Here is a 22,655-nt window from a genome sequence, read left to right as displayed (position 1 = left end):
CGGCAATTCATCAGCGTAATGGGTGAAGGATCTCACGCAGGTCGCGAGAAACTTGCGCCTCCCCTGTTGCCCCGTTCCACCATCCCGACCATATTGCCGCCATGACAAAAAAGCCCTTCCGCCTCACGCCCTACCAGGTGCAGTTCCTGATCGTCGTCGGCTTCGCCAGCGTCGGCTATGCGCTCTATCTGCGCTATCTCGGAATCGAAAACTCGCAGGTCGGTCTCGCCTGCGACGCCGGGCTTCAGACCCTGGTCTGCAAGGCGCGCTCGGTCTCGACCGTGCTGTTCAAGAATTCGGTGTTCGGCATCGTCGCGCTGGTGGTGGCAACGCTGAACCTGATGCGGCCGTCCATCGTGCTGCTCACCGCCGGCATCATCGCCGCGGGCCTTGGCATCGTGCTCTACAATGTCGTGCTGTCGGGCCTGGCGATCGGCCTGCTCATTCTTGGATTTGCTCGGCCCGCGCCCGCCACAGCGTGAGCGCGAACAAGAGATAGATCGCGCAGGTCCACAGCGACTGCCAATTGTCGCGGCCCTCGTTGAACAGCACATAGGCCGCCGACAGCGTCAGCACGCCGGCGAAGACCGATTCCGCGATCGGACGCTGACCGATCTGCGGCCGGTTCAGCATCAACAGCGCAAACGGCACAACCGCCATCGTCAGCGCGGCGTAAGGGAAATCCTTGTAGCGCGGGTCGAACACGAATCCGAGCGCGGTCTGCGCCGCGATGACCGCCGTCACTGCCAGCGTCAAGCCGAGCACGGCGGTGAGCTTCGACCATTTCCGGCCCTCGCGCGGACCAAGCAGATCGAGGAAGGTCGGAAGGCTGCGGCCGATCACCATCGCCTGCGCGCAGAAGATCGGCGACAGGATGCCAGCCGCGAGCAGCGCGCCCCACAGCAGCCAGCCGCCGATGCCGTAGCTCTCGTAGTACATCTTGTCGGCGCCGATCCCGAGCAGAATGCCGGCCGAGGTTGCCGAGATCGCCACGCCGAGCCAGGACGAGAAGCGCGGCGTCCAGGGTCTGCGCCGCAACGTCAGGCCCGCGACCGCGAACACCAGCACGGAGAGGCCCATGCCGGCGGCCATGTACCATTTCCAGTACGGGAAATTGCTGATCGGCTCGCCCGGCGGATATTTCAGGCTCCGGCGCACCGAGTCATAGAGGCCCCAATAGCCGCCGACGGTGCCTTCCAGTTTGCGCTTCCACGGCTGGTCGTAGGACTCGATCAGATTGACGCGGAATTTCTGCGCTTTCGCCAGACTCAGGATCTCCGAGACCACGCGCGCCTGGTTGGTGCGCGACGGCAGCGCGCCATCTCGCATGCGCCCTTCGCTCGGCCAGCCGGTTTCGCCGATCAAAATCTCCTTGCCGGGAAATGCGACCGCCATGCGCTCGCGGATCTGTTCAACATGGGAGGCGGCGAACTTGGCCCGCACCGGATTGTCTTCCCAATAGGGCAGGATGTGGATCGTGACGAAGTCGACGGCGTCATAGATCTCGCGATTCCTGAGCCAGAACTCCCAGACATCGGCATAGGTGACGGGCACGCTGACCTGCGCCTTCACCGAGCGGATGATGGAGACGAGGTCCGCGGTCGTCATCTCGCCGCGCAGCAGCACTTCGTTGCCGACGATGATGCTGGTGATGATCCCGGGGAAATCCTTGGAAAGGCGAATGGCGAGCGCGGCCTGCTCGAAATTCTTGGTGCGGTTGCTGGAGAGCCAGATGCCCTGGAGCACCTTCAGCCCGCCGATCCGGGCCGCGATCGCCGGCACCTGGTCGAGCCCGTTCTCCATCGAATAGGTGCGGACGCAGTCGGTGATCTCCTTGAGCTGGCGCAGGTCCTGCTCGATCTGATCGGCCTCGATATGAGTCCATGCGTTCAGCGGCGACTGCTCGCCGCGGAACGGCGCGTAGGAGACGCATTGGACCTTGTCGGCGGGATCGATCGGGGCGCGCGCGAGCGAGATCGGCGTGGCAAGCCACCACCACACGGCAGCGATCGCACCCAATGAAACGAGCAGAAGCGCCAGTGGCGTACGAAGAGAAATCGGTTCCGTCCTCCGCGAAGGGCCGTCGATTACCTGCTAGCACGCCGTCTGCCAAGGGGGTGACTCCGTTATGGATCCATCCCTCCCCTGAGGAATTTACCTGCGGCCGTTCGACCGAGGCCTAGGATCGTGACTTTGCTGGACAAAATTCCAGATTCAGGCCATGGACTCGGGAGGACTTTTCCGCCGCATTGGAGACCCATTTGGACGCCATCACCGGGCGCGTCCGCGAAGGTCCTGACGCGGACGGTCAGTGATATATTGGGGAATTCATGCGGCAACGGGTGTTCGAGTTACGAAATGCGGTCCTGCGGCAGTTCGCCGCCACCTTGGCCGTTTCTTCCCTTGTCATCCTGATGGGTATCGGCGCGGCCTCCGCCCAGAGCGGCACGCCCGCCCCCGACCAGAGCAAGGCAGCCGCCCAGCCCGCCGACACGGCCAAGGATGCCGCCCAGAATCAGCGCCGCACCGACGAATTCGCCGAAGCAGCCCAGGTCATCAGCGGCCCGGCCGGCAACCCCGAATGCGTCTGGCTCGGCCGCCGCGTGGTGCGGCTGATGTGGCGGGACGACCTCGATACCGCATTCCGCCATCTCGACCTCTATGACCGTTTCGGCTGCCCCGGCGGCCACATCCAGGCCGCCTTCCGCTGCCTGACCCGCTTCGGCGGCCAGATCGATCCCAAGGTCGCCGAGACCCTGGACAGCCGTGTGCACGCTTGCTGGATCAACCCGGCGTCGCAGCCACAGCAGGCGGCGGCCGCGGCCTCGCAGCCGGCCGCGCCCGCATCGGGCAATGCGCAGCCGCAGCCGGCCGCGAGCCCCTCGCCGGCGGCAAGCCCGTCACCGGCGCCCCCGAAATAGCCGCGATTGTTTCAGCCTCCGTTCAGGAACGATCGGCGATAGAAGCAATTGGCACTGCTGCGAATTTCGAAATGTGCATGCCCTCATTCGGTCATGAGGCGATGACAGTTGTGAAACCGCGCGGCAGAGGTATGCTCCATTTGCCGCGGACTTGGTCGGATCTCGGGGTCGGATCCGCTTCCCTGCCCCCTCAGCCCCTTTTGGTTTAGCCGCGATGCGGGTTGTCGCCGCCGTTCTGTTGCTTGTGTCCGCGCTCCACGCCGGCCTCTGGGGAGTCTCGCGCGACAAGGAACCCGCGCCCGACTTCAAGGGCCTGCTGCCCAGCGTCTCCTACGCCCCGTTCGAGGGCTCGGCTCATCCTGATATCGACAACATTCCGACGGTGGAGAAAATCCGCGCCGACCTGAAGACGCTGTCGACGATGACGCGCGCGATCCGCCTTTATTCGTCCACGGGCGGCGTGGAACTGGTGCCGCCGATCGCGGCGGAGTTCGGCCTCAAGGTCACCGTCGGCGCGTGGATCGACAAGGACAAGGATCGCAACGAGCGCGAGATCAAGGCCGCCATCGAGCTCGCGCGCAAGAACAGCAACGTCAACGGCGTCGTCGTCGGCAACGAGGTGATCTACCGCGGCGAGCAGAAGGTCGAAGACCTCATCGAGATGATCAAGAAGGTCAAGGGCTCGGTCCGCGTACCCGTCACGACCGGTGAGATCTGGAACATCTGGCGCGACAATCCCGACCTCGGCTCCAACGTCGACTTCATCGCCGCCCACGTGCTGCCCTATTGGGAAAACTTCCGCTCGGATCAGGCGGTCGACCAGGCCGTCGACCGCTACAATCTGTTACGCAACCTGTTCCCCGGCAAGCGCATCGTGATCGCCGAATTCGGCTGGCCGAGCGCGGGTTACAATTTACGCAACGCCGACCCCGGTCCGTTCCAGCAAGCACTGACCTTGCGCAACTTCGTCAGCCGCGCCGACGCCATCGGCATGGAATACAACATCGTCGAGGCCATCGATCAGCCCTGGAAATACTTCGAAGGCGGCGTCGGTCCGTACTGGGGCATCCTCAACGCCAGCCGCGAGCCGAAATTTGCCTGGACCGGCCCGGTGCAAAATCCCGATTATTGGAAGCTGATGGGTGTGGCGCTCCTCGTCGGTATCCTGCTGTCGCTGCCGATCCTGCGGCTGCAGCAGCCGACGGCGAAGCAGGCGTTCCTGCTGTCGGCCACCGCCAACGGCGTCGGCGCCTGGGCTGCCACCGTGTTCGCGTTCTGGAACGGGCACTATTTCATCTTCGGCTCGGCCTTCGCGCTCACGCTCGGCATGATCCTGCTTGTTCCCCTCGTGCTGATCGCGATGGCGCGCATCGACGAAATCGCGGCCGTCGCATTCGGCCGGCCGCCGCAGCGGCTGCTCACGAAAGGTAAGCCGGTCGAGGACGTGCCCGAGAATTATTGCCCGAAGGTCTCGATCCACATCCCCGCCTATTTCGAACCGGTCGAGATGCTCAAGCAGACGCTCGATGCGCTGTCGCGGCTGAACTATCCGAACTACGAATGCGTCGTCATCATCAACAACACGCCGGACCCTGCCTTCTGGCAGCCGATCCAGGATCATTGCCGCGCGCTCGGTGAACGCTTCAAGTTCATCAACGCCGAGAAGGTGCAGGGCTTCAAGGCCGGTGCGCTGCGCATCGCGATGGACCGCACCGCCGTCGACGCCGAGATCATCGGCATCCTCGATGCCGATTACGTCGTCGATCCCGACTGGCTGAAGGACCTCGTGCCGGCGTTCGCCGATCCCAGCGTCGGCCTGGTGCAGGCGCCGCAGGAACATCGCGACGGCGACCTGTCGATCATGCACTACATCATGAACGGCGAATATGCCGGGTTCTTCGACATCGGCATGGTCCAGCGCAACGAGACCAACGCCATCATCGTGCACGGCACGATGTGCCTGATCCGCCGCGCCGCGATGGACATGGCCGGCGGCTGGTCGTCCGACACGATCTGCGAGGACAGCGATCTCGGCCTTTCGATCCAGCAGCTCGGCTGGACTACGCACTACACCAACCACCGCTACGGCCAGGGCCTGCTCCCCGACACCTACGAGGCCTTCAAGAAGCAGCGTCACCGCTGGGCCTATGGCGGCCTCCAGATCGTCAAGAAGCACTGGCGGAACTTCCTGCCCGGACGGAGCCGGCTGACGCCCGACCAGAAGCGCGAATATGGCCTGGGCTGGCTGAACTGGCTGGGTGCCGAAAGCCTCGGCGTCGTCGTGGCGCTGCTCAACCTCGTCTGGGTGCCGATCGTCGCCTTCGCCGACATCGCCATCCCCGACAAGATCCTGACGCTGCCGATCATCGGCGCCTTCATCGTCTCGCTCGTACACTTCTTGTCGATGTACCGCGCCCGCGTCGCGATCAAGCCCGGCCAGATGCTGGGCGCGATGATCGCGGCGATGAGCGTGCAGTGGACGGTGTCGCGCGCGGTGGCGCAGGGACTGATCACCGAGCACATTGCGTTCGCGCGCACCTCCAAGGGCGGCCTGTCCAGGATGTCGATCGAGTTCCAGGCGTTCTGGGAGGCCGTGATCGGCGCCCTGCTCCTGATCGGCGCCGGCGTGCTGGTGGCCTCCAACAGCTACCGCCAGATCACCGAGATCTACATCTTCGCCGGCGTGCTGGTGCTGCAGAGCCTGCCGTTCCTGGCCGCGGTCGCCATCGCCATCCTCGAGCTCAGCCGCATCAACTCGTTCCAGTTCTGGCGCGACAGCGCGATCCGCACCGCCGAGCTGATCGGCTTGCGCCCGGTCGCGCTACCCACCCCCGCCGGCACGCCGCAGCAAGTGCCGGTGCCGAGCGAGGTCCGGCGGGAAGCGAACTGACGGGGCTCCGAACGTGGCATCCGTCCCGTGGGCGGACGTCGCGGCTTCTTCGGCGTGGATGACGGCCGCCATTCGGGTTGAAAATCCCGGCTCAAGCATTGGAAACGGCGAGCGAATTCCCGCTGTTGCCTTCAAGTTCGGCAACCACCCGAGCTATTGACCTCCGCGCCCCATCCCCCTACACAGCGCGGGCCGAAAGCATGATCCGGAAACAGCCGGTTTTTCCGCAACGCTTGCGTCGATGTGGCGGCAAGACATGCTTTTCCAAATGACCGAAGACGATGGCGATTTCTTTGAAGCCATCAGCGGCCATGGGAGCGCGTAGCTCAGCCGGTAGAGCACGTGACTTTTAATCACGGGGTCCTGGGTTCGAGCCCCAGCGCGCTCACCAACACAATGAAGCAGTAATCCCAAACGCAACTTCGACAGAAAGCTCCATGTCGGCACTGTGTCGGCAGCTGGAATTCCGCTGCTGACGCGTCCTGCCGCCGCAAATGAGCGGCGCTTTGATGTCGGCGCTTGCCGACGAGACTCTTCCGGAAAACTGGTGTGCCCAAAGCCATTCCGCCCCAAATAGGCCGCCTCAGTTGCCGCTCTCTCAGACGGTGCCGACGTCCCGCACGCCGGGCTCCGCCTCGTCACCGGAGCCAGAGAACAAGTAAATTAAGGCGGCGCCGGTCGTCCCCGCCTTAAGCGCGCAATCTTGATTTGGGCTCTCTCCCCGGCGACAGGCCAATCCTATATGATAACCAACGGACCATCGGCAGGAGCCACTCCATGCTTGCCTCAATCATGTTTGGCTTTGTCATTGTCACCCTGATGATGTGGTGTGGGCGCGTGACCGCCAATTTCGCGGCACAGAGAGGCCGGTCTAGGCGCATTTGGTTCATCTGGGGAGCGCTGCTGTTTCCACTGTTTCCGGCTCAATGGTTCGTCTTGGGACTTCTGCCAAAGAAGTAAGGCCGCTTCTCAAACGTCCGCCTCTTTCATTTGCCTATCGGCCTGAGTTCCGGGCGGAACGAACGGACAGTCGAACGATTGCTCCTCTTGAGTAGGAGTTGCGTCATGCGTCATGCGCCGTCGATTGTGCCGCTGGATCGGCTCGACCGGGAGATTTACCTGGTACTGGAAGACTTCGGCGCGCGCGCCGGCTGCTCCTGGCGCGAGGCCGACGAGCAGGATACCGACGTCGAGACCATCATCCGCGACCTACTCTCCGGGCAGTACGCGTATCCCGTCCGTATCGTCGCCTTCAACGCCATCGAGGGCTGGTCTCGCGATGCCACCAGCGAGATCGCAGATGAGCTTGCCGAGCGTGTCACGAGTAGCGAGATCACGCCGGCCTTGCAGGCCTTCGTCCAAGCAAATGCTTCCCGACCTTTTGCTGTACAACTGGCGCTTCCTCTACGGGGGCCGCCTGAGTTCAATCTGTGATCGTGATGTTGCGTGGGGATTGCGGTGCCAGTGCACTAAACAGGCACAGCCGTCGGAAGTTCGCGCTTCCCTTCGGCATGATTTTTTGGTACCAAATAAAATGAAACCAGCAAAAAAGATTCGTGCCAAAAAGCATCGCGGCCGCCCCGCTACTGGTCAAGGCGTCCAGATCGGCACGCGCTGGCCGGAGGCGACTGTCGCTCAGATCGACGCATGGGCGTCGGGGCAGGAAGACACTCCGGCTCGCTCTGAATCCATCCGTCGGCTGGTTGATATTGGCTTGGGCAAACCCGCCCCCGCCCTCGCGGTTACGTCTACCGCCAAGGCCTCGTCCGAGCGGGCTCGGGAAATGGCGGGTAATGCGATCGACAAGCTCAAAGACAACAAAGCGAGCCCGGATGACCAGGCCAGCCGCAAGCGGCGGCTCGTCAAGGGACCCGAGGAATTCCAGAATGTTCGACGCGACCGGCCAAATCGAAAATGAATTGACCGGCGCCCGCCTGGTCAATCTCGCCTGAAGGCAAAAAGCAAATGATCAAACCCAAACGGTCGGCCGCGCAACAAGTCGCGGACGAAGCCGATCGAAGGACCCTCAATCCGATAGGATCGAGACAGACAATAGCGGACAGCCAAGCCACTCCGGAGTTTCAGGAGAACCTCAAACGCCTGAAGTCCGAGCGGCTGGAGCGTGAGGCTAGACTGAATCCGAAGCACAAGGTCTGATTTGAGCTTATCGACCCTTCGCCTCGCCTGGCTGGGCCGGTCAGGCGAACGGGCCGCGTCGGATGGCGGGTGCAGAAGGTCATGGGAATGTTGAACCGACGGTGGATGATCTTCCTGCTGGTTTCCGTGGTGATTGTTTGCTCGATCTTCGCAGGCGCTCGGTACTATCTGAGCAAATGCCATGGCATGGATGCGTGCGCGGCCGCCGAAGCCGAGAGCCATGAGCGAGACAAGCCAACCGAGCCACAATAGTTCTTGGGTGAAAAGCCGGCTGCGGAGGCGGATGAAGCCACCGGCGAGTTCGCGAACGAATGTCAGTCGACCCCGACGACGGCCTACACCACGCCGCCGAAGTCGATGCCTTCCTTGGCAAGCGCCTCGGCTTCCTCGGCGGACGTTGTCGGCTTCGTGTCGAGGTAGGGACGCTCAGTCGCCGGCATTATCGTGCGGATGTTTTGGCCGTCTGTCCGCGTGATGCGAGCAACCCAGCGCTTGGGGCCGTGCTCGACTTGCTGGATATGGTACTGCTTATAGGTAATCATGACTCACGGACGCAACTGACGCTAACGGCGGCTCCCTTTATATCCAACGGCAGGCCGCCGAACAACGATTTCCTAAAGTGAGGTTAAGATCGCCGGCGTGAACCCGTTCAGCGATCATTCAGCCGCTCAGGCGTAGGCATAGTGCGATTGGGAGAAGTCCGATGATCGGTGCAGTTGTCGCAACCTTGCTGGCTCTACAGCTCGGTGAGGTTCATCAGGTTCAATACCGTGTCCCTGTGCACCCACCGCCGTGCGGCCACGGCTGGGACGTCAGCGCCCGCGACGGCATGTGCTACCCCAACGGCTACTTGCCGCCGCAAGAACAGGCCGCACGGCAGTACTATGGTGGCGGTAGAGGCTATGGCCATTATCCCGTTCCTTGCGGAAACGGTGCCGATATCGATACCCGCGACGGCCAGTGTTACCCGACCGGAACGGTTCCGCCGCAGTTTCAACAGGGCCGGCAAGGCTATTACGGCGATGATTATTACGAGCGCCGTCCGAGGCGCCGCTACTATTGAAAGACCCTCAGGGCAAACCGGCGGGCCCCTGATCATCGCTTCTTAGGATTCGCGGTGACAGTGCCGGAGAGCACTGTCACCAGCATTCCGTAGTTCCAAGTCGGGTAAAAAGCCGCGCTCACGTGAGCCCGCCAAGTGAGCGCGGACAAAGTCTCAGATCACCTGCCTGACCCTATCTTCAGCTCTCCGGGCCCGAAACTGTGGCAGGCACGCTCAACGGCGCTCCTCCAACTGAAACGGGACCTGCAGATTTCGACTGCCGAACCATCCGCTTGCGCATCGCTGCGGACAGTCCATAGCGCGCATGCGCTCTTCGAACCGAGGACGTGACGTCCGACATCATGGCATTTTGCAGCGAGTCGATCTTCGCAATCAGCGTGGACAGCTGCGAAGATACCTTCTTCACATCCACCCGTTCGTCCGTGATGCTCTGCCGCAGCGAAAGCAGCACCATCGAATCCGCCTGCAGCACAGCCGCGTTTTGTTGCAAGGCCTGATTGCTCTCCTGCAGCGAAGCCGTGTGTTGCTGCTGGGTCGACTGAATATCCTTCAAGGCCGCGACAACCGGATCCGGCTTTGGCGCTGAAGCCTCTTGGCGCGGGAGCAGATCAGCCAGGCTGCTCAGATTCAGCGATGGCAGGCCGGACGGCCATGTGTAGATCGCCGCGGCGCCGTTGATGGCCAGGGCACACACCGACAGCGCCATGACGGACGTCCGGCTGGATCGCTTGATCGGTTCCGGAGCGTCCAAACTTGCGGGTTCGCCGGCGGCGATGGCCGCAGCCAGTGCTGCAGGGTCGAGCTGTTCGACAAGGCCTTGCGTTTCGAAAGTCGCGGTCATGGCATTGACCCCAAATGAGCGAGCAACAGGAAGCCGTCGCCGGAACGTCCTCGCGACAGCTCCCTTACGCAGCACCCATCTACAACTGTCTAAAATTGTGGGCTTTTCAGCTTAATTCCACGTTAGCGGCCGCGGCCTGCTGCAGACCCCGCCACCCCCGGCCGACTACGGGGTCGTGCGAGGGTCATGACAGGCAGGCCGGTGCGCGAGCTCCTCCCGATCCCGGGAAGCCGCCCTGGCCCGAAGCGGATTTTCCGAAGTTGGCAGACTACCCCTGTTTTGCCCGACGCATCAACCCGGCGTCTCCGCCGGATGCAGGACCGCCATGTGCCAAAAAGAAAGCGTTGCGCCAGCGGGACTTAGCTACTGTGCATGGGGTTGTTTTCGCGATTTTGGCCACCGCCTGCTCGTGCGCCGGGCCCCTGTCCCAAAAGCCGCGAGACAACCCGCTCAAAAAGTGTAGGATTCGACAAAACAGGGAGGAGCGGCATGTTTGAAATCAGCGGTTTCGACACGGCAGGAATCGTCAGCCTCAAGCGGCTGTCACTCGCCGCCGCCCTCAAGAAGGCCAAGGAGCTCATCGCCGACGGGTGCTGGGGCGTTCAGGTGATCGGTCCAGGTGGCCAGGTCTACACCTCGTTCGAGGAGCAAGCCGCGTAGTCGCCCGCCTTCGGCACCAGCCTTCGGCATCATTCGAAAAGCACCCGACCGATCGCGCGCCGCGCGCTCTGGCCGTGGCGGTGATCGACGTGAAAACCCCAGCGCCTGGTGGAGCGCTGGGGCGTTTTCAAAATATCAATCGGTCAAGCAATGAGGCCTTCGTAGCAGCGATCTCGACCATCGCTTGTGAACTGCTTCACACGGCCTTCGATCTTTCCACATCTTGACGAGGCTCAACTGCCGCGCGCCGTGCCGTTGCCAATCAACTCGTTTGGGAGCACGCTCTCTCCAGGCGCGCAGACGCCGCTCAGGGAGAAAGCCATGAAGGACACGGGCCTGGATCATCGCCACCGCGACAAGGATGGCGCGATCAGCAAGAAGCACGGCAACACGCTGGTCGGTACGTTGCGCAAGATCTACGGCAAGGGTTTTGCTGCCGGTTATCCGGATACGACTGAACTCAGCGAGGTCTTGCATCAGTTGAACGAGACATCGCTGAGCCAGTTGCGGCGCGATCACGACACCGGGCATCTCGGCCACAAGATCGACCACGTCCCGAAGTGACGGACGTCACGAGTCCCAACTTCAGGTAGTTGAATCAACTGGGCTGCCGGGCGTCTCGGCGAACTTGCCGTTTGAGCCCTCGCCGCCCGAGCGCTAGGATGAGCCTTTTACGGAGGCTCATTTGAAACAGTTCATGATCATCACCGCCATTGCACTCGCCGTGACGGCTCCCGCCCGCTCGCAGGCTCTCGTCGATCCCAACAAGGTTGCTCCCGAATATCGCGAGGCGGCCGAGAAGCGGCGGGCCGAGCAGATGCGGCAGCGCGAATGCGCGCTGAAGGCGGATCTCGAGAAGGTGCTGCCCAGGGATCGCACCGTCTATCTCAACCATTGCCTGGACACGATGGCGGCCAAGCAATAGCGCCTGATCGAGCGGCTTGGTGTCGCCGACGCGTTCAAGCTTTCTTCAGACATTTGGGATCACCTGACGATCCATTTTCATCAGTCATTGTCGATCGACCGCGCATGAGTTTCGTCCAGATTCAGTGCACGCGCTGCAAGACCGTATTCCGCGACCGCGCGGGACGGTTGCAGGACGGCTATTCCAGGCAATGTCCGAGCTGCGAGGTGGTGCTGTTCTTCGCGGAGGATTCACCGAACCCTCAGGTCAAGCAGGCCATGAAGCGCGCGCGCAAGGCTCGCAAGGAGCAGCGCGAAGCCGAAATGGCCAGAATGTCCGCGCCGCAACCGCGCGCCAATTTTTCGCGGGCCCACACCGGACGGATACAGCTCTCGTCGGAGGACGACGAGGAGGCCTAGCTCACCCGCGCTTCCGCGGAAACAGGCGGTCGCGGATATAGCGCGAGGTCGGCGTTAGGCGGATGCCGCGCGGCTTCTGCCAGACGGCGCGGTCGATCTCGTGCTTGTCGCCGATCGCGAGCCTGCCCTTGGCGCCCTTGGCGATGAAGATCGCGTCGCTCATCTTGCGGCCGGAACGCTTGTTCCTGGCCGTCACTTCCTTCCAGAGGCTGATCCGGCCGAGCTTCAGCTTGGGCAGCTCTTCCTTGATCTCCCGCCGCAGGCAGTCCTTGTCGGACTCGCGCGCGCGCTTGCGGCCGCCCGGAAACATCCACAGGCCGTCCGACCGGCGTCTGACCAACAATACCTTGCCGCGCTTGGCGGCAACCAGTTTGGAAGACTTCGCCATGTCCGCCGTAATCGAAAATAGAATCGAGCCCATGGTAACTTGTCTAGTCGGATAGACAAGTTCCGGATGGATCTTGATCACCCGGGCCAAGGCCGTCAGATCTGATTAAACCCGGCAGGCCGATCCCGCCGTTCGAGGCGCCAGATCAGCCCTCGCCCGCCGCTGTGCCCGCCCTTGCCCCCGCCTCTGCCCGGTCCTCCGTCCTGATCCAGGCCATCATCATCTCCCAGGCCACCGACAGGATGATCGGGCCGATGAACAGGCCGACGATGCCGTGGGCGAGCGTGCCACCGATCACGCCGACGAAGATGACGATGGTCGGCGTGGTCAGGCCGCGCCCCATCACCAGCGGCTTCAACATGGTGTCGAGGAAACCGACGAGGACGAGAAACACGGTGAGCAGCAGCGCGGTGGTGACGTCCTTGGCGGTCCAGATCCAGATGATCACCGGCAGCAGCACTAGGAAGGCGCCGATCTGCACGATCGAGAGCAGCAGCACAATGAAGGCGAGCAGGCCGGCGCTCGGCACCGCGGCAAGCTTGAAGCCGATGCCGGCGAGCAATGCCTGCACGATCGCGACGCCGATCACGCCTTGCGCCACGGCGCGGATGGTCGCGCCCGCGAGCCCCAGGAAATGCTCGCTCTGTTCGGGCACGATGCGAAACAGGAAACCGCGGCCGGCCGCAACCAGCCGCGGCCCGTGCGGAAACAGGAAGCCGGCCACGAACACCGAGACCAGGAACTGGAGCGTGCCGACGCCGGCATCGCCCGCGAGCGACAAGAGCGGTCCCGCCAGCGGCTGGAGATACGGCGCCACCTCGCGGAGCACTGCGCGGATGTTGTTGTAGGCCTGCTCCCAGAGGTCGAATAACCAGGGGCCAACGACCGGCCACGACTTGAGCTGCTCCGGCGCCGATTGAAGCGCGAGGTCGCCGGTGCCGAGCTGGTGCGCCAGCTCGCGCACGCCGTCCACTGCACTGATCCCGAGCCAGGTCGCAGGACCGATGACGATGCCGAGCGTGATCAGGGTCAGGATCGCCGCTGCGGTCTTGGGCCGGCCGCCGAGGATCTTGGCGACCCAGCTGAAGGCCGGGTAGAACGCGACCGCGAGCACGCCGCTCCAGGCAAGGATCGGCACGAAGGGGCGGATGATCAGCAAGGTCCAGATGATCAGCAGGCCGAGCAGGCCGACGCGGATCACGAGCTGGATGATGTCCTCGCCCGTCAGGAGCTGACGCAGACTTTTCACGGGCACGGCTTTCCTTGCGGCATTGACGCGGGTTCCGGCACTTGCGCGGCCCCGCGTTATTGCCAGCCGCGCACCCGGCGTCAAGACGACCGGGCCGGCACGAGCCGGCGATTAGGAACGCATCGGGCCATTCTGCATTCCGAGACGATGGCACGCCGCCCCAGAGAGCCCGTCGCACACGCGGGAATTCACCGCGGCATCCGCTTTTCGCTGAAGCCAAACGGCGCACCGGGCTATTGGCGCTACGCCTATGCCGTCGGCGACAGGGCCCGCACCGGGCGCGTGCAAGGCAGGCTGCCGTTGCTCGCCATCAGGCGCGTGCAGATGTGCATCGACCGGGACATGCGAAGCATCCGGACCGGCGATTGATCTTGCGGCGGCGCCGTGGGCGAGCGCCGGCAAGGTGCGCGACGTGATGCCGGCTTGGCTAACGGTGATTAACCGGATTTCGGCCGACCGGTTTACGTCGATGCAAAGGCGTGCACCTACGCTTCCATCGAGGTCCCTCAAACCACTTCGGTGCAATGGCCAATACCATCTGGACGATCGAAGAATTCACCTGCGCGGGTTGCAGCATGAACTACACGGCGACAAGGGAGGAGCACGCCGAAGCGCATTCCGGCACCTTCAAGTGCAGCATCTGCAGCGGCGTGGTGCACACATGGTCCGGCAAACATCATTTCTTCGGCTGGGAAGCGGTGAAAACCAAGCCACCCGTGTTCGGAAGGCGTTGGGCCGGAGCCGGCGGGTAGACTGCTTCCACCGGACCCAGACCAGCTACTCCCGTCAACGCCCCCTGCCCGAACTGCGGCTTCTGCTACTCTGCGGCAACGGTTAAACTCTCCGCCCCGCAACTGAAGCCGACACGCAATGACCTCACCCTTCGTTCCCCAGATCGCCCTTTACCGCACCTGGCTCGCCGAGAAGCGCGGCCTCAACTTCGACAGCTACGAGGAGATGCGGCAATGGTCGGTGCGCGATCTCGACGGGTTCTGGCACGCCATCTGGGACTATTACGATCTGCAATCGCCGACGCCGTTTGCCGCCGTGATCACCGAGCGCAAGATGCCCGGCGCGCTCTGGTTTCCCGGCGCGCAGGTCAACTATGCCCGGCAGGTGTTCCGCCACGTGGACGCGGCTGACGCCGCCGGCCTGCCCGCAATCGTCAGCTGTGGCGAGGACGGCAGGCTTTGCGAGACGAGCTGGCCGGAGCTGCGGCGCAAGGCGGCTGCGCTCGCGCTGCATCTGAAAGAAAAAGGCATCAAGCCCGGCGACCGCGTCGCCGCCTATCTGCCCAACATCCCCGAGACCATCATCGCATTCCTGGCGAGCGCCAGCATCGGCGCGATCTGGAGCCTGTGCGCGCCCGACATGGCCGCGCCCGCCGTGATCGACCGCTTCAAGCAGATCGAACCGAAAGTACTGATTGCCTGCGACGCCGTCACCTATGCCGGCCGCCGGCACGATCGCAAAGACGTCCTCGCCGAGCTGCGGCGGTCGCTGCCGACGGTCGAGCACGTCATCCTGCACAGCGAGGCCGCCGCGCCCGCAGCGGCCGACGCCCTGCTCTCCGAAATTAGCGCAACAACCGGCGCGGAGATCGACGCGTTCGAGCCGGCCTGGCTGCCGTTCGATCATCCGCTCTGGATCGTCTATTCCAGCGGTACCACCGGCCTGCCGAAGCCGATCGTGCACGGCCATGGCGGCATCGTCATCGTGGTGCTGGCGCTGCTCGGACTGCACAACGATCTCGGCTGCTCCTACCACGAGACCTCGTTCGGCGAGCGCTATCACTGGTACTCTTCGACGGGCTGGATCATGTGGAACAGCCAGGTCGGCGGCCTGCTCAGCGGCACCACCTGCTGCATCTTCGACGGCAGCCCCGGCGGCGCCAGGGACAAGCCAGACTGGACCACGCTGTGGCGCTTCGTCGCGCAGTCGAAAGCGACCTTCTTCGGCGCGGGCGCCGCGTTCTTCGCCAACTGCGCCAAGGCCGAGGTCGACCTCGTCGCCGCCGGTGATCTCTCACAGCTTCGATGTCTCGGCTCGACCGGCTCTCCGCTGAGCGCCGACACCCAAGCCTGGTTCAACAACCGCTTCGCTGGCCTGTCGAAGACCAACGGCAGCAAGGCGCAGGCCGATATCTGGTGGGCCAACATCTCCGGCGGCACCGATTTCGCCGGCGCGTTCATTGGCGGCAATCGCGAACTGCCGCAGACGCCGGGCGCGATGCAGTGCCGTCTGCTGGGTGCTGCCGTGGAAGCCTTTGACGAACAGGGCCGCGCCGTCATCGGCGAGGTCGGCGAGCTCGTCTGCACCGAGCCGATGCCGTCGATGCCGCTCTATTTCTGGAACGACAAGGGCGGTGCGCGCTATCGCGCGAGCTATTTCGAGACCTATCCGGACAATTTCGACGGCACCGGCCGTGGGCCGGTGTGGCGGCATGGCGACTGGCTCAAGGTCGACCCGGACGGCTCCTGCATCATCTATGGCCGCAGCGATGCCACCATCAACCGGCATGGCCTGCGCATGGGCACGAGCGAACTCTATTCCGCGATCGAGGCTTGCCGGAGGTGCTGGATTCCCTCGTCGTCGATCTCGAATATCTCGGCCGTGACAGCTACATGCCCCTGTTCGTGGTGCTGCGCGAAGGCGTCGCCTTCGACGGCGCGATGCAGGCGAAGATCAACAAGGCGATCGAGGCCGGCCTCTCGCGCCGATTCCTGCCCAACGAGATTTTTGCGGTCGCCGAAATTCCCCGCACGCTCTCGGGCAAGAAGCAGGAGCTGCCGATCAAGAAGCTGCTGCTCGGCCAGCCCGTCGAGAAGGTCATCAACCGGGAGGCGATGGCCAATCCCGCCTGCCTCGACTGGTATCTCGCCTTCGCACGCGACTATCTGGCGCGGAGCGAGACTTGAGGGAGATCGCCGCAATTGCGCCGATGCCGTTTGGACTCCGTTCACCGATCGCCGCTAGAGCAGGATGCATCTTCCGCAACGAACGCGCGCCATGGCCGACCTCAACGCCGTCCTCTCCAGGCTGAACGACCGTCTGCTCCGCCTCGAGGGCGAGCTGTTCGTGCTGCGCTCGCTGGCCCGCGCGACGCTGACGGCGGGCGATGACCACGCGGCGCGAATGCGCAAGCTGGTCGAGGCCGCCAAGGTCGCGCTCGACGACGAGGCCACGCGTCCCCTCGACAAGCCGACGCGCAAATATGTCGATGCGGCGGCCGCGCTGGTGGAGGAATTGCTGGTCGAGCCGACCCAGGCGCGGCCGTTGTTCACCGTCATCGACGGTGGCCGGCGCGACTGAACGTCAAACTGGCCGTCCGTCGTCCGTCGCGGCGATATCGCCCGACTTGAGCCGGCTGAGGCCGGCTTCGATGATCGCGATCTCCTCGTCGATCTGGCCGATCGGCAGGCTGAAGTCGTAGCCGGACCTGCTCTTCAGATCGACTGCAAGCCGTTGCCTGTGCATCATCAGCTCGTCGAGGCCGCGCCGGTTCTTCAGCCGGACATAGACGTCGACGATCTGCTCAATCGCGCTCGGCATGAAATAGGTCCCGGCGAAAAAGCCCGCACGGCGCACCCGCGCCGGCGCGACAATCTCGGTGTCGCGGTACGCAATACAAATCCGCGACGGATTCGTCGATACGCCAAGCTGGTTGAGATCACGTTACCGTCAGATGATTTCGTGATGGCCGAGCATGAAAAAGCCGCTGGCGATCACGCCAGCGGCCAAATCCGGGTTCGAAAACGGATGCGGGTTGAAATGTCGCCAGCCCCGGTCGGTCCACGTTCTAACGGCAAATCCTGGGTCTCTCTGTTAAAAACGAAACACAGGAACCGGCCGTCGGCACTCGCCGCACCACCGTGGCGGCGTGGCAACGCTAGTCTGTGACGCAGAAATATTTGCGCGGCAGCCTGCGGTAGGCGCTGTAGCGGTAATGCGGCCGGTACGCGTAGCCGCGATAGAGCGCCGGCGGCTCCTGGCCGTAATAGGCGCCGTGATAAAAATTGGTGACCGGCCCTTCCGCGCAGCGATAGGTGTCCCAGGTCGGGCCGATGAAGGGCGCCACCCCGACCTCGGGCGGAACCACGGGATAGGGCGGTCCGCCAGCGCGCGCCGAAGTGGTTGCAACCAAGGTCGCGAGAAGGACAAACCACGCGCTCCGCATGCGTTCACTCCGAGCCGATGCCATGCGCATGGAAGCACCGGACCGGCCGACACCGCAATCGCGGAATTCATCGCGCAGCCTCGCCCGGCGCGTTGTTGATAACCGGCGCAAACTCAGCGCGGGTGGTGACAGGACGTCCGGACGTGTTATCGGGAGATGACGCAGTTGCGAGACGGATCGGACACCCATGCGCATTACTCTTGTCGGCTCCCGCCATTTCGGCGTGACCACCCTGAACATGCTCCGGGAGCATGGTGTCTCGATCGTGCGCGTCGTGGTGGCCGACGCCGAGGATCGTCTCGCCGCAACAGCCAAGGCGGCGGGCATCGACGTCGTGGTCCAGGCCAATCCCAAACTGGTGGTGGCCTCCGAGATCGCCCCCGACACCGATCTGATCGTCACCGCGCACAGCCACGCCCGGATCGGCAAGGACGCGCTTGAGGCAGCGAAGCTGGGCGGGATCGGCTATCATCCCTCGCTGCTGCCGCGTCACCGCGGCAAGGCGGCCGTGGAATGGACCATCAAGGAAGGCGATCCGATCGCCGGCGGCACGATCTATCACCTCGCCGACCGCATGGACGCTGGCGCCATTGCGGCCCAGGAGTGGTGCTTCGTCAAGAAGGGCGAGACGGCGCGGGAACTGTGGGAGCGCGCGCTCGCCCCGCTCGGGCTCAAATTGCTGGCCGACGTGATCGACTATGCCAAGGTCCACAAGGCGCTGCCGTCCAAGACTCAAGACGAGCAGTTCGCGACTTCAGCGCCAAGTCTTTCCTGAGGCCCTTTATCCTGAGTCGATCTCCTGACGTTTACTCTTAACGTGACGGGGCATTGATTTTGCTTCAAGAATCTCAGCTTGAAACCCAAATAAACCATTGTTCCCGCAGGAACAATTTTCGATTTGGCACTGCACCAAATTTCCGTCACATTTGGCCCGAATAAGGGTCAGCATATCAGACAAATTCAAGGACGGATTTTATGCGTTTTGCTCGCATTGCGGCGTTCTGTGCCGCCTCAGTTACCACCCTCGCCGCGCCCGCCTTTGCCCAGACCCCCTATGACGGCAACTGGCACGTCACCATCGTCACCAAGAGCGGCACCTGCGAGCCGACCGCGAGCTCCTTGCTGACGGTTGCCGACGGCAAGATCACCGCGCCCGGCGCTAACGTTTCCGGCACCATCGGCAGCGGGGGACTTGTGAAAGTTTCGATCAATGGTGCATATGCCAACGGTCAACTCAGCGGCAACGCCGGATCGGGGAAGTGGAATGGAGCATCTGCAGGCATACCGTGCAGCGGGCGGTGGGAAGCATCGCGCCAATAGAAAAATCGTGACGAGCGGTGTGGGCCGGCGGCTGCTGATCGCGGCCGCCGTTATGTTTGCCGCCGGAATTGCAAACTCCGAGAGCAAGGCCCAGTCGGGCCCGTTCGCCCCGCTGGCCGGCAGCTGGAGCGGCTCAGGCACGGTCACCCTGGATGACGGCTCGACCGAACGGATCCGCTGCCGGGCGAAATACGCTCCGATCGGACCGACCATGGAGTTGTCTCTGACCTGCGCCAGCGACGCCTACAAGTTCAACCTCGGCGCCAACGTCAAGGCTGAAGGCAGCGCCATCGCGGGCAGCTGGTCCGAGGCCAGCCGTAATATCAGCGGCTCCCTTTCGGGTCGCGGGGCCGGCGGAAACTATGAGCTGCTCGCCTCCACTGCCGGCTTCAACGCCAACATTTCGCTGAAGACGTCCGGCAACAAGCAGAACGTCACGATGCGCGCCGACAGCCAGTTCCGCGGCGCCAACATCTCGCTGTCGCGCTAAGCCGATACGAGTAGATTGACAATCGACCCGGCGATCTCGCCGGGTCGATTTTTTATGTGCCCGGCACGAACGCCGTGACCTCGATCTCGACCTTGGCCCGGTCATCCACGAGGCCGCCGATGTAGAGCAAGGTCGAGGGCGGGAAATTGCGCCCCAGCGTTTCCTTCCAGGCCGCGCCGATGCCGGCCCCGGCTGCCTCATATTCGCTGCGGCTGGTCAGGTACCAGGTCAGGCGGACGATATGCTCGGGGCTGGCGCCGGCCTCGCCCAGGAGCTTGATGATCCGCTTCAGCGCGGTCCCGACCTGCGCTGCCATGTCAGGCACGTAATTGCCGGTCTCGTCGCCGCCGGTCTGCCCGGCCAGCACCACCCAGCGGCCCGGCCCCTCGACCACGACACCATGGGAAAAGCCGCGCGGTTTTTTCCACTCGGCCGGCTGCAAGATGTGCATGAGCGAAGATCTCCCGATTGTTCTCGTTGTTCACTGATGCCTTAGCACGGCGCCCTGCATCGCTGCACCGGCAGATTTGACCGTTGCAAACGGCGAGGATGTCGCCGATACCGGCCTTCCCTCAAGACCCTCGCCTCTCACACCCGCGCCGATGAACACGACACCGTCCAAAACGATGGCTGCCCTGTGGATGGCTGGCTGGCTGTCGCTGATGCTGGTCATGGCGGTCGCCGGACGCGAGACCACGCGCGAGCTGAATGTATTTCAGATCATGGAAGTGCGTTCGCTGCTAGGATTCCTTTTGCTTTCGCCGATCATCTATCGGGCCGGCGGCTTCAAAGTGCTCAGGACGTCGCGCCTGCCGCAGCACATCGGGCGCAATTTGGTGCACTATGTTGCGCAGCTCGGCTGGTTCTTCGCGCTCACGCTGATCCCGATCGGCCAAGTGGTGGCTATCGAGTTCACCATGCCAATCTGGACGGCGCTGCTCGCAGCGAGCCTCCTCTCCGAGCGCATGACGCCGTGGAAGATCGCCGCCATCGCGCTTGGCCTTTTCGGTGTGATCGTCATCGTCCGACCCGCCACCGGCGAAATCAATCCCGGTCAACTCATCGCACTAGGCGCCGCGCTGGGCTTTGGCGTGTCCATGGTGCTCGTCAAATCGCTGACCCGCACCGAAAGCGCACTGTCGATCCTGTTCTGGATGCTGGTGGTGCAATCGGTCGCAGGCTTCATTCCGACGCTGTTCGTCTGGACGTGGCCCTCCGCCTATGTCTGGGCATGGGTTGGCGTGATCGGCGTCTGCGGCACGTTTTCGCACTACTGCCTCGCCAGCGCGATGCGCTATGCGGATGCGACCATCGTCGTTCCCATGGATTTCCTGCGAGTTCCATTGACCGCGACCGCTGGCTGGCTGCTGTATTCGGAGCGGCTTGACACCTGGACGGTGGTCGGCGCCGCGCTGATCCTGTTCGGCAATCTCCTGAATCTAAAGCCAGCTCCGGCGGATCCTGCTCCCGCACGCTGAACCTCGCGCCGCCTCGCGCGACAAAACCAAGTGGCCGTGTGATTTAGATCACGTTGGAAGGGTATTCCATCGTGCACATTCTGCCACACAGCAGCGGGTTGAACGCGACGAACTGCCGTTTTGGTGGCGCCGAGGCGGGCACTTCATGTAAGTTCGTTGCCAATTCGTTGCTGCCTGCAATTTCGATTCTGTTGGGGATTCCAGATGCGCACTCTCACCCTCCTCGCGTCGCTGATGTGCATGGCACTGTCGATCAGTGCCGCGAAGGCCGACCGCCGCGTTGCTTTCGTCGTCGGCAACGGCACCTACAAGAACGTCGCACAATTGCCGAACCCGCCGATCGACGCTAAGGCGATGGCGGCAACGCTGCGCAATGTCGGCTTCGAGGTGATCGAAGGTTCGAACCTCTCGCGCGACCAGATGACGGAGAAGCTGCTGGACTTCGGCCGCAAGGCGCAGGGCTCCGACGTCGCAGTGTTCTATTATGCCGGTCACGGCATCGCGGTCGGCGGCTCCAATTATCTTCTGCCTGTCGACGCCGACATCAAGTCGGAGATGGACGTCAAGCTCGGTGCCGCCATCAACATCGATCTGACCCTCGAGCAGACCATGGGCGACGCCAAGGTCAAGCTGGTCTTCCTTGACGCCTGCCGCGACAATCCGTTCGCCGCCAAGATCAAGTCGAACTCCGCGACCCGCAGCGTCAACGTGCAGAGCGGTCTTGCCGAGATGAAATCCGGCGAAGGCACGCTGATCGCGTTCGCCACCGGCCCGGGCCAGACCGCGCTCGACGGCCAGGAGGGCAACAACAGCCCGTTCACCCGTGCGCTCATCGACAATATCACCAAGCCTGGTGTCGAGATCCAGCAGGCGATGACGTCGGTCCGCGCCCAGGTCAACGAGGAGACCCACAAGGGTCAACTGCCATGGGGCCACACCAATCTGACCGGCGCGGTCTATCTCAACCAGGCTCCGACGACCCAGGTCGCCAATGTGGCACCGACGGCTGCTGGCAGCGTGCCAATGGCGACGGGCGGCAGCTCGGACGGTGTCGAGCTCGAATACTGGCGTTCGGTCAAGGAGAGCAACAAGTCGGAAGAGCTCAACGCCTATCTCTCCGCCTACCCGAACGGTCAGTTCAAGGCGCTTGCGCTGGCACGCCTCGCGGCCATCAAGAGCGGCCCCTCGACCGCGACGCGTACCCTCACCGCAGGCGTCGATCCCGCGACCTTCACCGAAGAGGCCACCCAGCTTACCGAGGACCAGATCGGCCTCGACAAGAACCAGCGCCGCGACGTTCAGCGTCGCCTGGGCGGGCTCGGCTTCGACAACAAACAGACAGGCGTCTTCGGCGACGAGACCCGGTCGGTGCTCAAGCGCTGGCAGGCGGCGCGCGGCTATCCCGCGTCTGGCTACCTGAACAAGCTCCAGCACAAGGCTCTGCTTTCGGAGGTCGTGGCCGGCCCGCCGACCGCGAGCGACAACAGCCAGAAGGCAGCCCGCCGGGCCGCCGCCCCCGCGGCCAGCAGCGCGCCCGGACCGGCTCCCCATCGCAGCAGCGGCGGCGATCCTGCCGGAGCAGCCTTCGTTGGCGGTGTCGTCGGCGGCATGATGGGCGGCATGTTCCGCCGCTGAGGCGAGGCCAATCGCAGATACAAAAGCCCGGCTCGCGCCGGGCTTTTTCGTTGCGAAAAACCA

27 protein-coding genes, 1 tRNA gene and 1 pseudogene are annotated in these 22,655 nt (G+C 63.5%); 21 read left to right on the top strand and 8 right to left on the bottom strand.

The features are described 5' to 3' along the window. Positions 1-101: 101 nt before the first annotated feature. Positions 102-482, top strand: a complete 381-nt coding sequence (locus tag BcanWU425_RS20575) for a hypothetical protein (RefSeq protein ID WP_018457946.1) — start codon at positions 102-104, stop codon at positions 480-482. Here the strand turns inward: BcanWU425_RS20575 and BcanWU425_RS20570 are convergent. Next, positions 442-2,001, bottom strand: a complete 1,560-nt coding sequence (locus BcanWU425_RS20570) for a glycoside hydrolase family 17 protein (RefSeq protein ID WP_162496338.1) — start codon at positions 1,999-2,001, stop codon at positions 442-444. The genes BcanWU425_RS20575 and BcanWU425_RS20570 overlap by 41 nt on opposite strands. A 329-nt stretch (positions 2,002-2,330) precedes the next feature. Between BcanWU425_RS20570 and BcanWU425_RS20565 the strand changes: the two genes are divergently transcribed. The 6 genes from BcanWU425_RS20565 (at position 2,331) to BcanWU425_RS20540 (ending at position 8,220) form a co-directional block, all read left to right on the top strand. Beyond that, the gene (locus BcanWU425_RS20565; protein ID WP_085353125.1) at positions 2,331-2,921 is read left to right on the top strand and encodes a beta-1-3, beta-1-6-glucan biosynthesis protein; all 591 of its coding nucleotides are present in this window, start codon (positions 2,331-2,333) and stop codon (positions 2,919-2,921) included. Between the two features lie 214 nt (positions 2,922-3,135). Then, a complete protein-coding gene (locus tag BcanWU425_RS20560) occupies positions 3,136-5,811 on the top strand; it encodes a glycosyltransferase (protein ID WP_085353127.1) in 2,676 nt (891 codons plus the stop codon). Between the two features lie 315 nt (positions 5,812-6,126). After that, positions 6,127-6,202: transfer RNA gene (locus BcanWU425_RS20555), tRNA-Lys, on the top strand. A gap of 674 nt (positions 6,203-6,876) precedes the next feature. Next, positions 6,877-7,245, top strand: a complete 369-nt coding sequence (locus tag BcanWU425_RS20550) for a hypothetical protein (protein WP_204511263.1) — start codon at positions 6,877-6,879, stop codon at positions 7,243-7,245. A gap of 100 nt (positions 7,246-7,345) precedes the next feature. Continuing rightward, entirely contained in the window at positions 7,346-7,729 is a 384-nt protein-coding gene (locus BcanWU425_RS20545; RefSeq protein WP_085384048.1) for a hypothetical protein, read from the top strand. Between the two features lie 308 nt (positions 7,730-8,037). After that, the gene (locus BcanWU425_RS20540; protein WP_018457954.1) at positions 8,038-8,220 is read left to right on the top strand and encodes a hypothetical protein; all 183 of its coding nucleotides are present in this window, start codon (positions 8,038-8,040) and stop codon (positions 8,218-8,220) included. A gap of 83 nt (positions 8,221-8,303) precedes the next feature. On the opposite strand, the gene BcanWU425_RS20535 is transcribed toward BcanWU425_RS20540, so the two are convergent. Continuing rightward, the gene (locus BcanWU425_RS20535) at positions 8,304-8,510 is read right to left on the bottom strand and encodes a hypothetical protein (protein WP_085384046.1); all 207 of its coding nucleotides are present in this window, start codon (positions 8,508-8,510) and stop codon (positions 8,304-8,306) included. 161 nt (positions 8,511-8,671) lie between these two features. Here BcanWU425_RS20535 and BcanWU425_RS20530 point away from each other — a divergent pair, with 161 nt between their 5' ends. Further along, on the top strand, positions 8,672-9,031 hold the full coding sequence (locus BcanWU425_RS20530; protein WP_143273397.1) for a hypothetical protein: 360 nt from the start codon (positions 8,672-8,674) through the stop codon (positions 9,029-9,031). 178 nt (positions 9,032-9,209) lie between these two features. Here the strand turns inward: BcanWU425_RS20530 and BcanWU425_RS20525 are convergent, their stop codons facing one another. Further along, positions 9,210-9,872, bottom strand: a complete 663-nt coding sequence (locus BcanWU425_RS20525; protein ID WP_085384044.1) for a hypothetical protein — start codon at positions 9,870-9,872, stop codon at positions 9,210-9,212. 489 nt (positions 9,873-10,361) lie between these two features. Here BcanWU425_RS20525 and BcanWU425_RS20520 point away from each other — a divergent pair, with 489 nt between their 5' ends. The 4 genes from BcanWU425_RS20520 (at position 10,362) to BcanWU425_RS20505 (ending at position 11,855) form a co-directional block, all read left to right on the top strand. Beyond that, positions 10,362-10,532 (top strand): hypothetical protein, encoded by a 171-nt coding sequence (locus BcanWU425_RS20520; protein WP_018457957.1) that lies wholly within the window; start codon positions 10,362-10,364, stop codon positions 10,530-10,532. 321 nt (positions 10,533-10,853) lie between these two features. Next, complete coding sequence (locus BcanWU425_RS20515; RefSeq protein WP_007590794.1) at positions 10,854-11,096, top strand: hypothetical protein; 243 nt, start codon at positions 10,854-10,856, stop codon at positions 11,094-11,096. A gap of 133 nt (positions 11,097-11,229) precedes the next feature. Next, the gene (locus BcanWU425_RS20510) at positions 11,230-11,457 is read left to right on the top strand and encodes a hypothetical protein (RefSeq protein WP_018457959.1); all 228 of its coding nucleotides are present in this window, start codon (positions 11,230-11,232) and stop codon (positions 11,455-11,457) included. Between the two features lie 104 nt (positions 11,458-11,561). Further along, positions 11,562-11,855 carry a hypothetical protein gene (locus tag BcanWU425_RS20505; protein ID WP_018457960.1) on the top strand — a complete coding sequence of 98 codons (294 nt, stop codon included), beginning with the start codon at positions 11,562-11,564 and terminating at the stop codon, positions 11,853-11,855. 1 nt (position 11,856) lies between these two features. Here BcanWU425_RS20505 and BcanWU425_RS20500 read toward each other — a convergent pair whose 3' ends face one another. Together BcanWU425_RS20500 and BcanWU425_RS20495 are read right to left on the bottom strand one after the other, a co-directional pair. Further along, positions 11,857-12,243 carry an NUDIX hydrolase gene (locus BcanWU425_RS20500; RefSeq protein ID WP_026233469.1) on the bottom strand — a complete coding sequence of 129 codons (387 nt, stop codon included), beginning with the start codon at positions 12,241-12,243 and terminating at the stop codon, positions 11,857-11,859. Positions 12,244-12,388: 145 nt separating this feature from the next. Further along, positions 12,389-13,498 (bottom strand): AI-2E family transporter, encoded by a 1,110-nt coding sequence (locus BcanWU425_RS20495; RefSeq protein WP_026233470.1) that lies wholly within the window; start codon positions 13,496-13,498, stop codon positions 12,389-12,391. Positions 13,499-13,639: 141 nt separating this feature from the next. Here BcanWU425_RS20495 and BcanWU425_RS20490 point away from each other — a divergent pair, with 141 nt between their 5' ends. From BcanWU425_RS20490 to BcanWU425_RS20475, 4 genes and pseudogenes are all read left to right on the top strand, one after another. Further along, positions 13,640-13,861 carry a hypothetical protein gene (locus BcanWU425_RS20490; protein ID WP_018457963.1) on the top strand — a complete coding sequence of 74 codons (222 nt, stop codon included), beginning with the start codon at positions 13,640-13,642 and terminating at the stop codon, positions 13,859-13,861. A 155-nt stretch (positions 13,862-14,016) separates the two neighbouring features. Further along, entirely contained in the window at positions 14,017-14,244 is a 228-nt protein-coding gene (locus BcanWU425_RS20485) for a hypothetical protein (protein WP_018457964.1), read from the top strand. Positions 14,245-14,362: 118 nt separating this feature from the next. After that, positions 14,363-16,410, top strand: a pseudogene (locus tag BcanWU425_RS20480) (acetoacetate--CoA ligase). A gap of 91 nt (positions 16,411-16,501) precedes the next feature. After that, entirely contained in the window at positions 16,502-16,804 is a 303-nt protein-coding gene (locus BcanWU425_RS20475; RefSeq protein WP_026233471.1) for a hypothetical protein, read from the top strand. Positions 16,805-16,807: 3 nt separating this feature from the next. Here the strand turns inward: BcanWU425_RS20475 and BcanWU425_RS20470 are convergent, their stop codons facing one another. Next, the gene (locus BcanWU425_RS20470; RefSeq protein WP_026233472.1) at positions 16,808-17,044 is read right to left on the bottom strand and encodes a hypothetical protein; all 237 of its coding nucleotides are present in this window, start codon (positions 17,042-17,044) and stop codon (positions 16,808-16,810) included. A gap of 337 nt (positions 17,045-17,381) precedes the next feature. After that, positions 17,382-17,669, bottom strand: a complete 288-nt coding sequence (locus tag BcanWU425_RS20465) for a hypothetical protein (RefSeq protein WP_204511264.1) — start codon at positions 17,667-17,669, stop codon at positions 17,382-17,384. A gap of 187 nt (positions 17,670-17,856) precedes the next feature. Between BcanWU425_RS20465 and BcanWU425_RS20460 the strand changes: the two genes are divergently transcribed. The 3 genes from BcanWU425_RS20460 (at position 17,857) to BcanWU425_RS20450 (ending at position 19,479) form a co-directional block, all read left to right on the top strand. Then, positions 17,857-18,444 (top strand): formyltransferase family protein, encoded by a 588-nt coding sequence (locus BcanWU425_RS20460; RefSeq protein ID WP_018457969.1) that lies wholly within the window; start codon positions 17,857-17,859, stop codon positions 18,442-18,444. 200 nt (positions 18,445-18,644) lie between these two features. Further along, the gene (locus tag BcanWU425_RS20455) at positions 18,645-18,989 is read left to right on the top strand and encodes a hypothetical protein (protein WP_018457970.1); all 345 of its coding nucleotides are present in this window, start codon (positions 18,645-18,647) and stop codon (positions 18,987-18,989) included. Then, the gene (locus BcanWU425_RS20450; protein ID WP_026233473.1) at positions 18,934-19,479 is read left to right on the top strand and encodes a hypothetical protein; all 546 of its coding nucleotides are present in this window, start codon (positions 18,934-18,936) and stop codon (positions 19,477-19,479) included. Before BcanWU425_RS20455 ends, BcanWU425_RS20450 begins: the two co-directional genes overlap by 56 nt. A gap of 52 nt (positions 19,480-19,531) precedes the next feature. Here the strand turns inward: BcanWU425_RS20450 and BcanWU425_RS20445 are convergent, their stop codons facing one another. Continuing rightward, complete coding sequence (locus BcanWU425_RS20445) at positions 19,532-19,930, bottom strand: RidA family protein (protein ID WP_204511265.1); 399 nt, start codon at positions 19,928-19,930, stop codon at positions 19,532-19,534. Positions 19,931-20,081: 151 nt separating this feature from the next. On the opposite strand from BcanWU425_RS20445, the gene BcanWU425_RS20440 reads away from it, so the two are divergent. Next, positions 20,082-20,957, top strand: coding sequence for a DMT family transporter (locus BcanWU425_RS20440; RefSeq protein ID WP_204511266.1), 876 nt, complete (start codon positions 20,082-20,084; stop codon positions 20,955-20,957). Positions 20,958-21,161: 204 nt separating this feature from the next. Further along, positions 21,162-22,592 carry a caspase family protein gene (locus tag BcanWU425_RS20435; RefSeq protein WP_204511267.1) on the top strand — a complete coding sequence of 477 codons (1,431 nt, stop codon included), beginning with the start codon at positions 21,162-21,164 and terminating at the stop codon, positions 22,590-22,592. Positions 22,593-22,655: the final 63 nt, after the last annotated feature.

Origin of the sequence: Bradyrhizobium sp. WU425 (assembly GCF_021052305.1) — a bacterium.
Taxonomy (GTDB): Bacteria; Pseudomonadota; Alphaproteobacteria; order Rhizobiales; family Xanthobacteraceae; genus Bradyrhizobium; species Bradyrhizobium canariense_D.
This window is presented reverse-complemented; position numbering and strand designations above follow the sequence as displayed.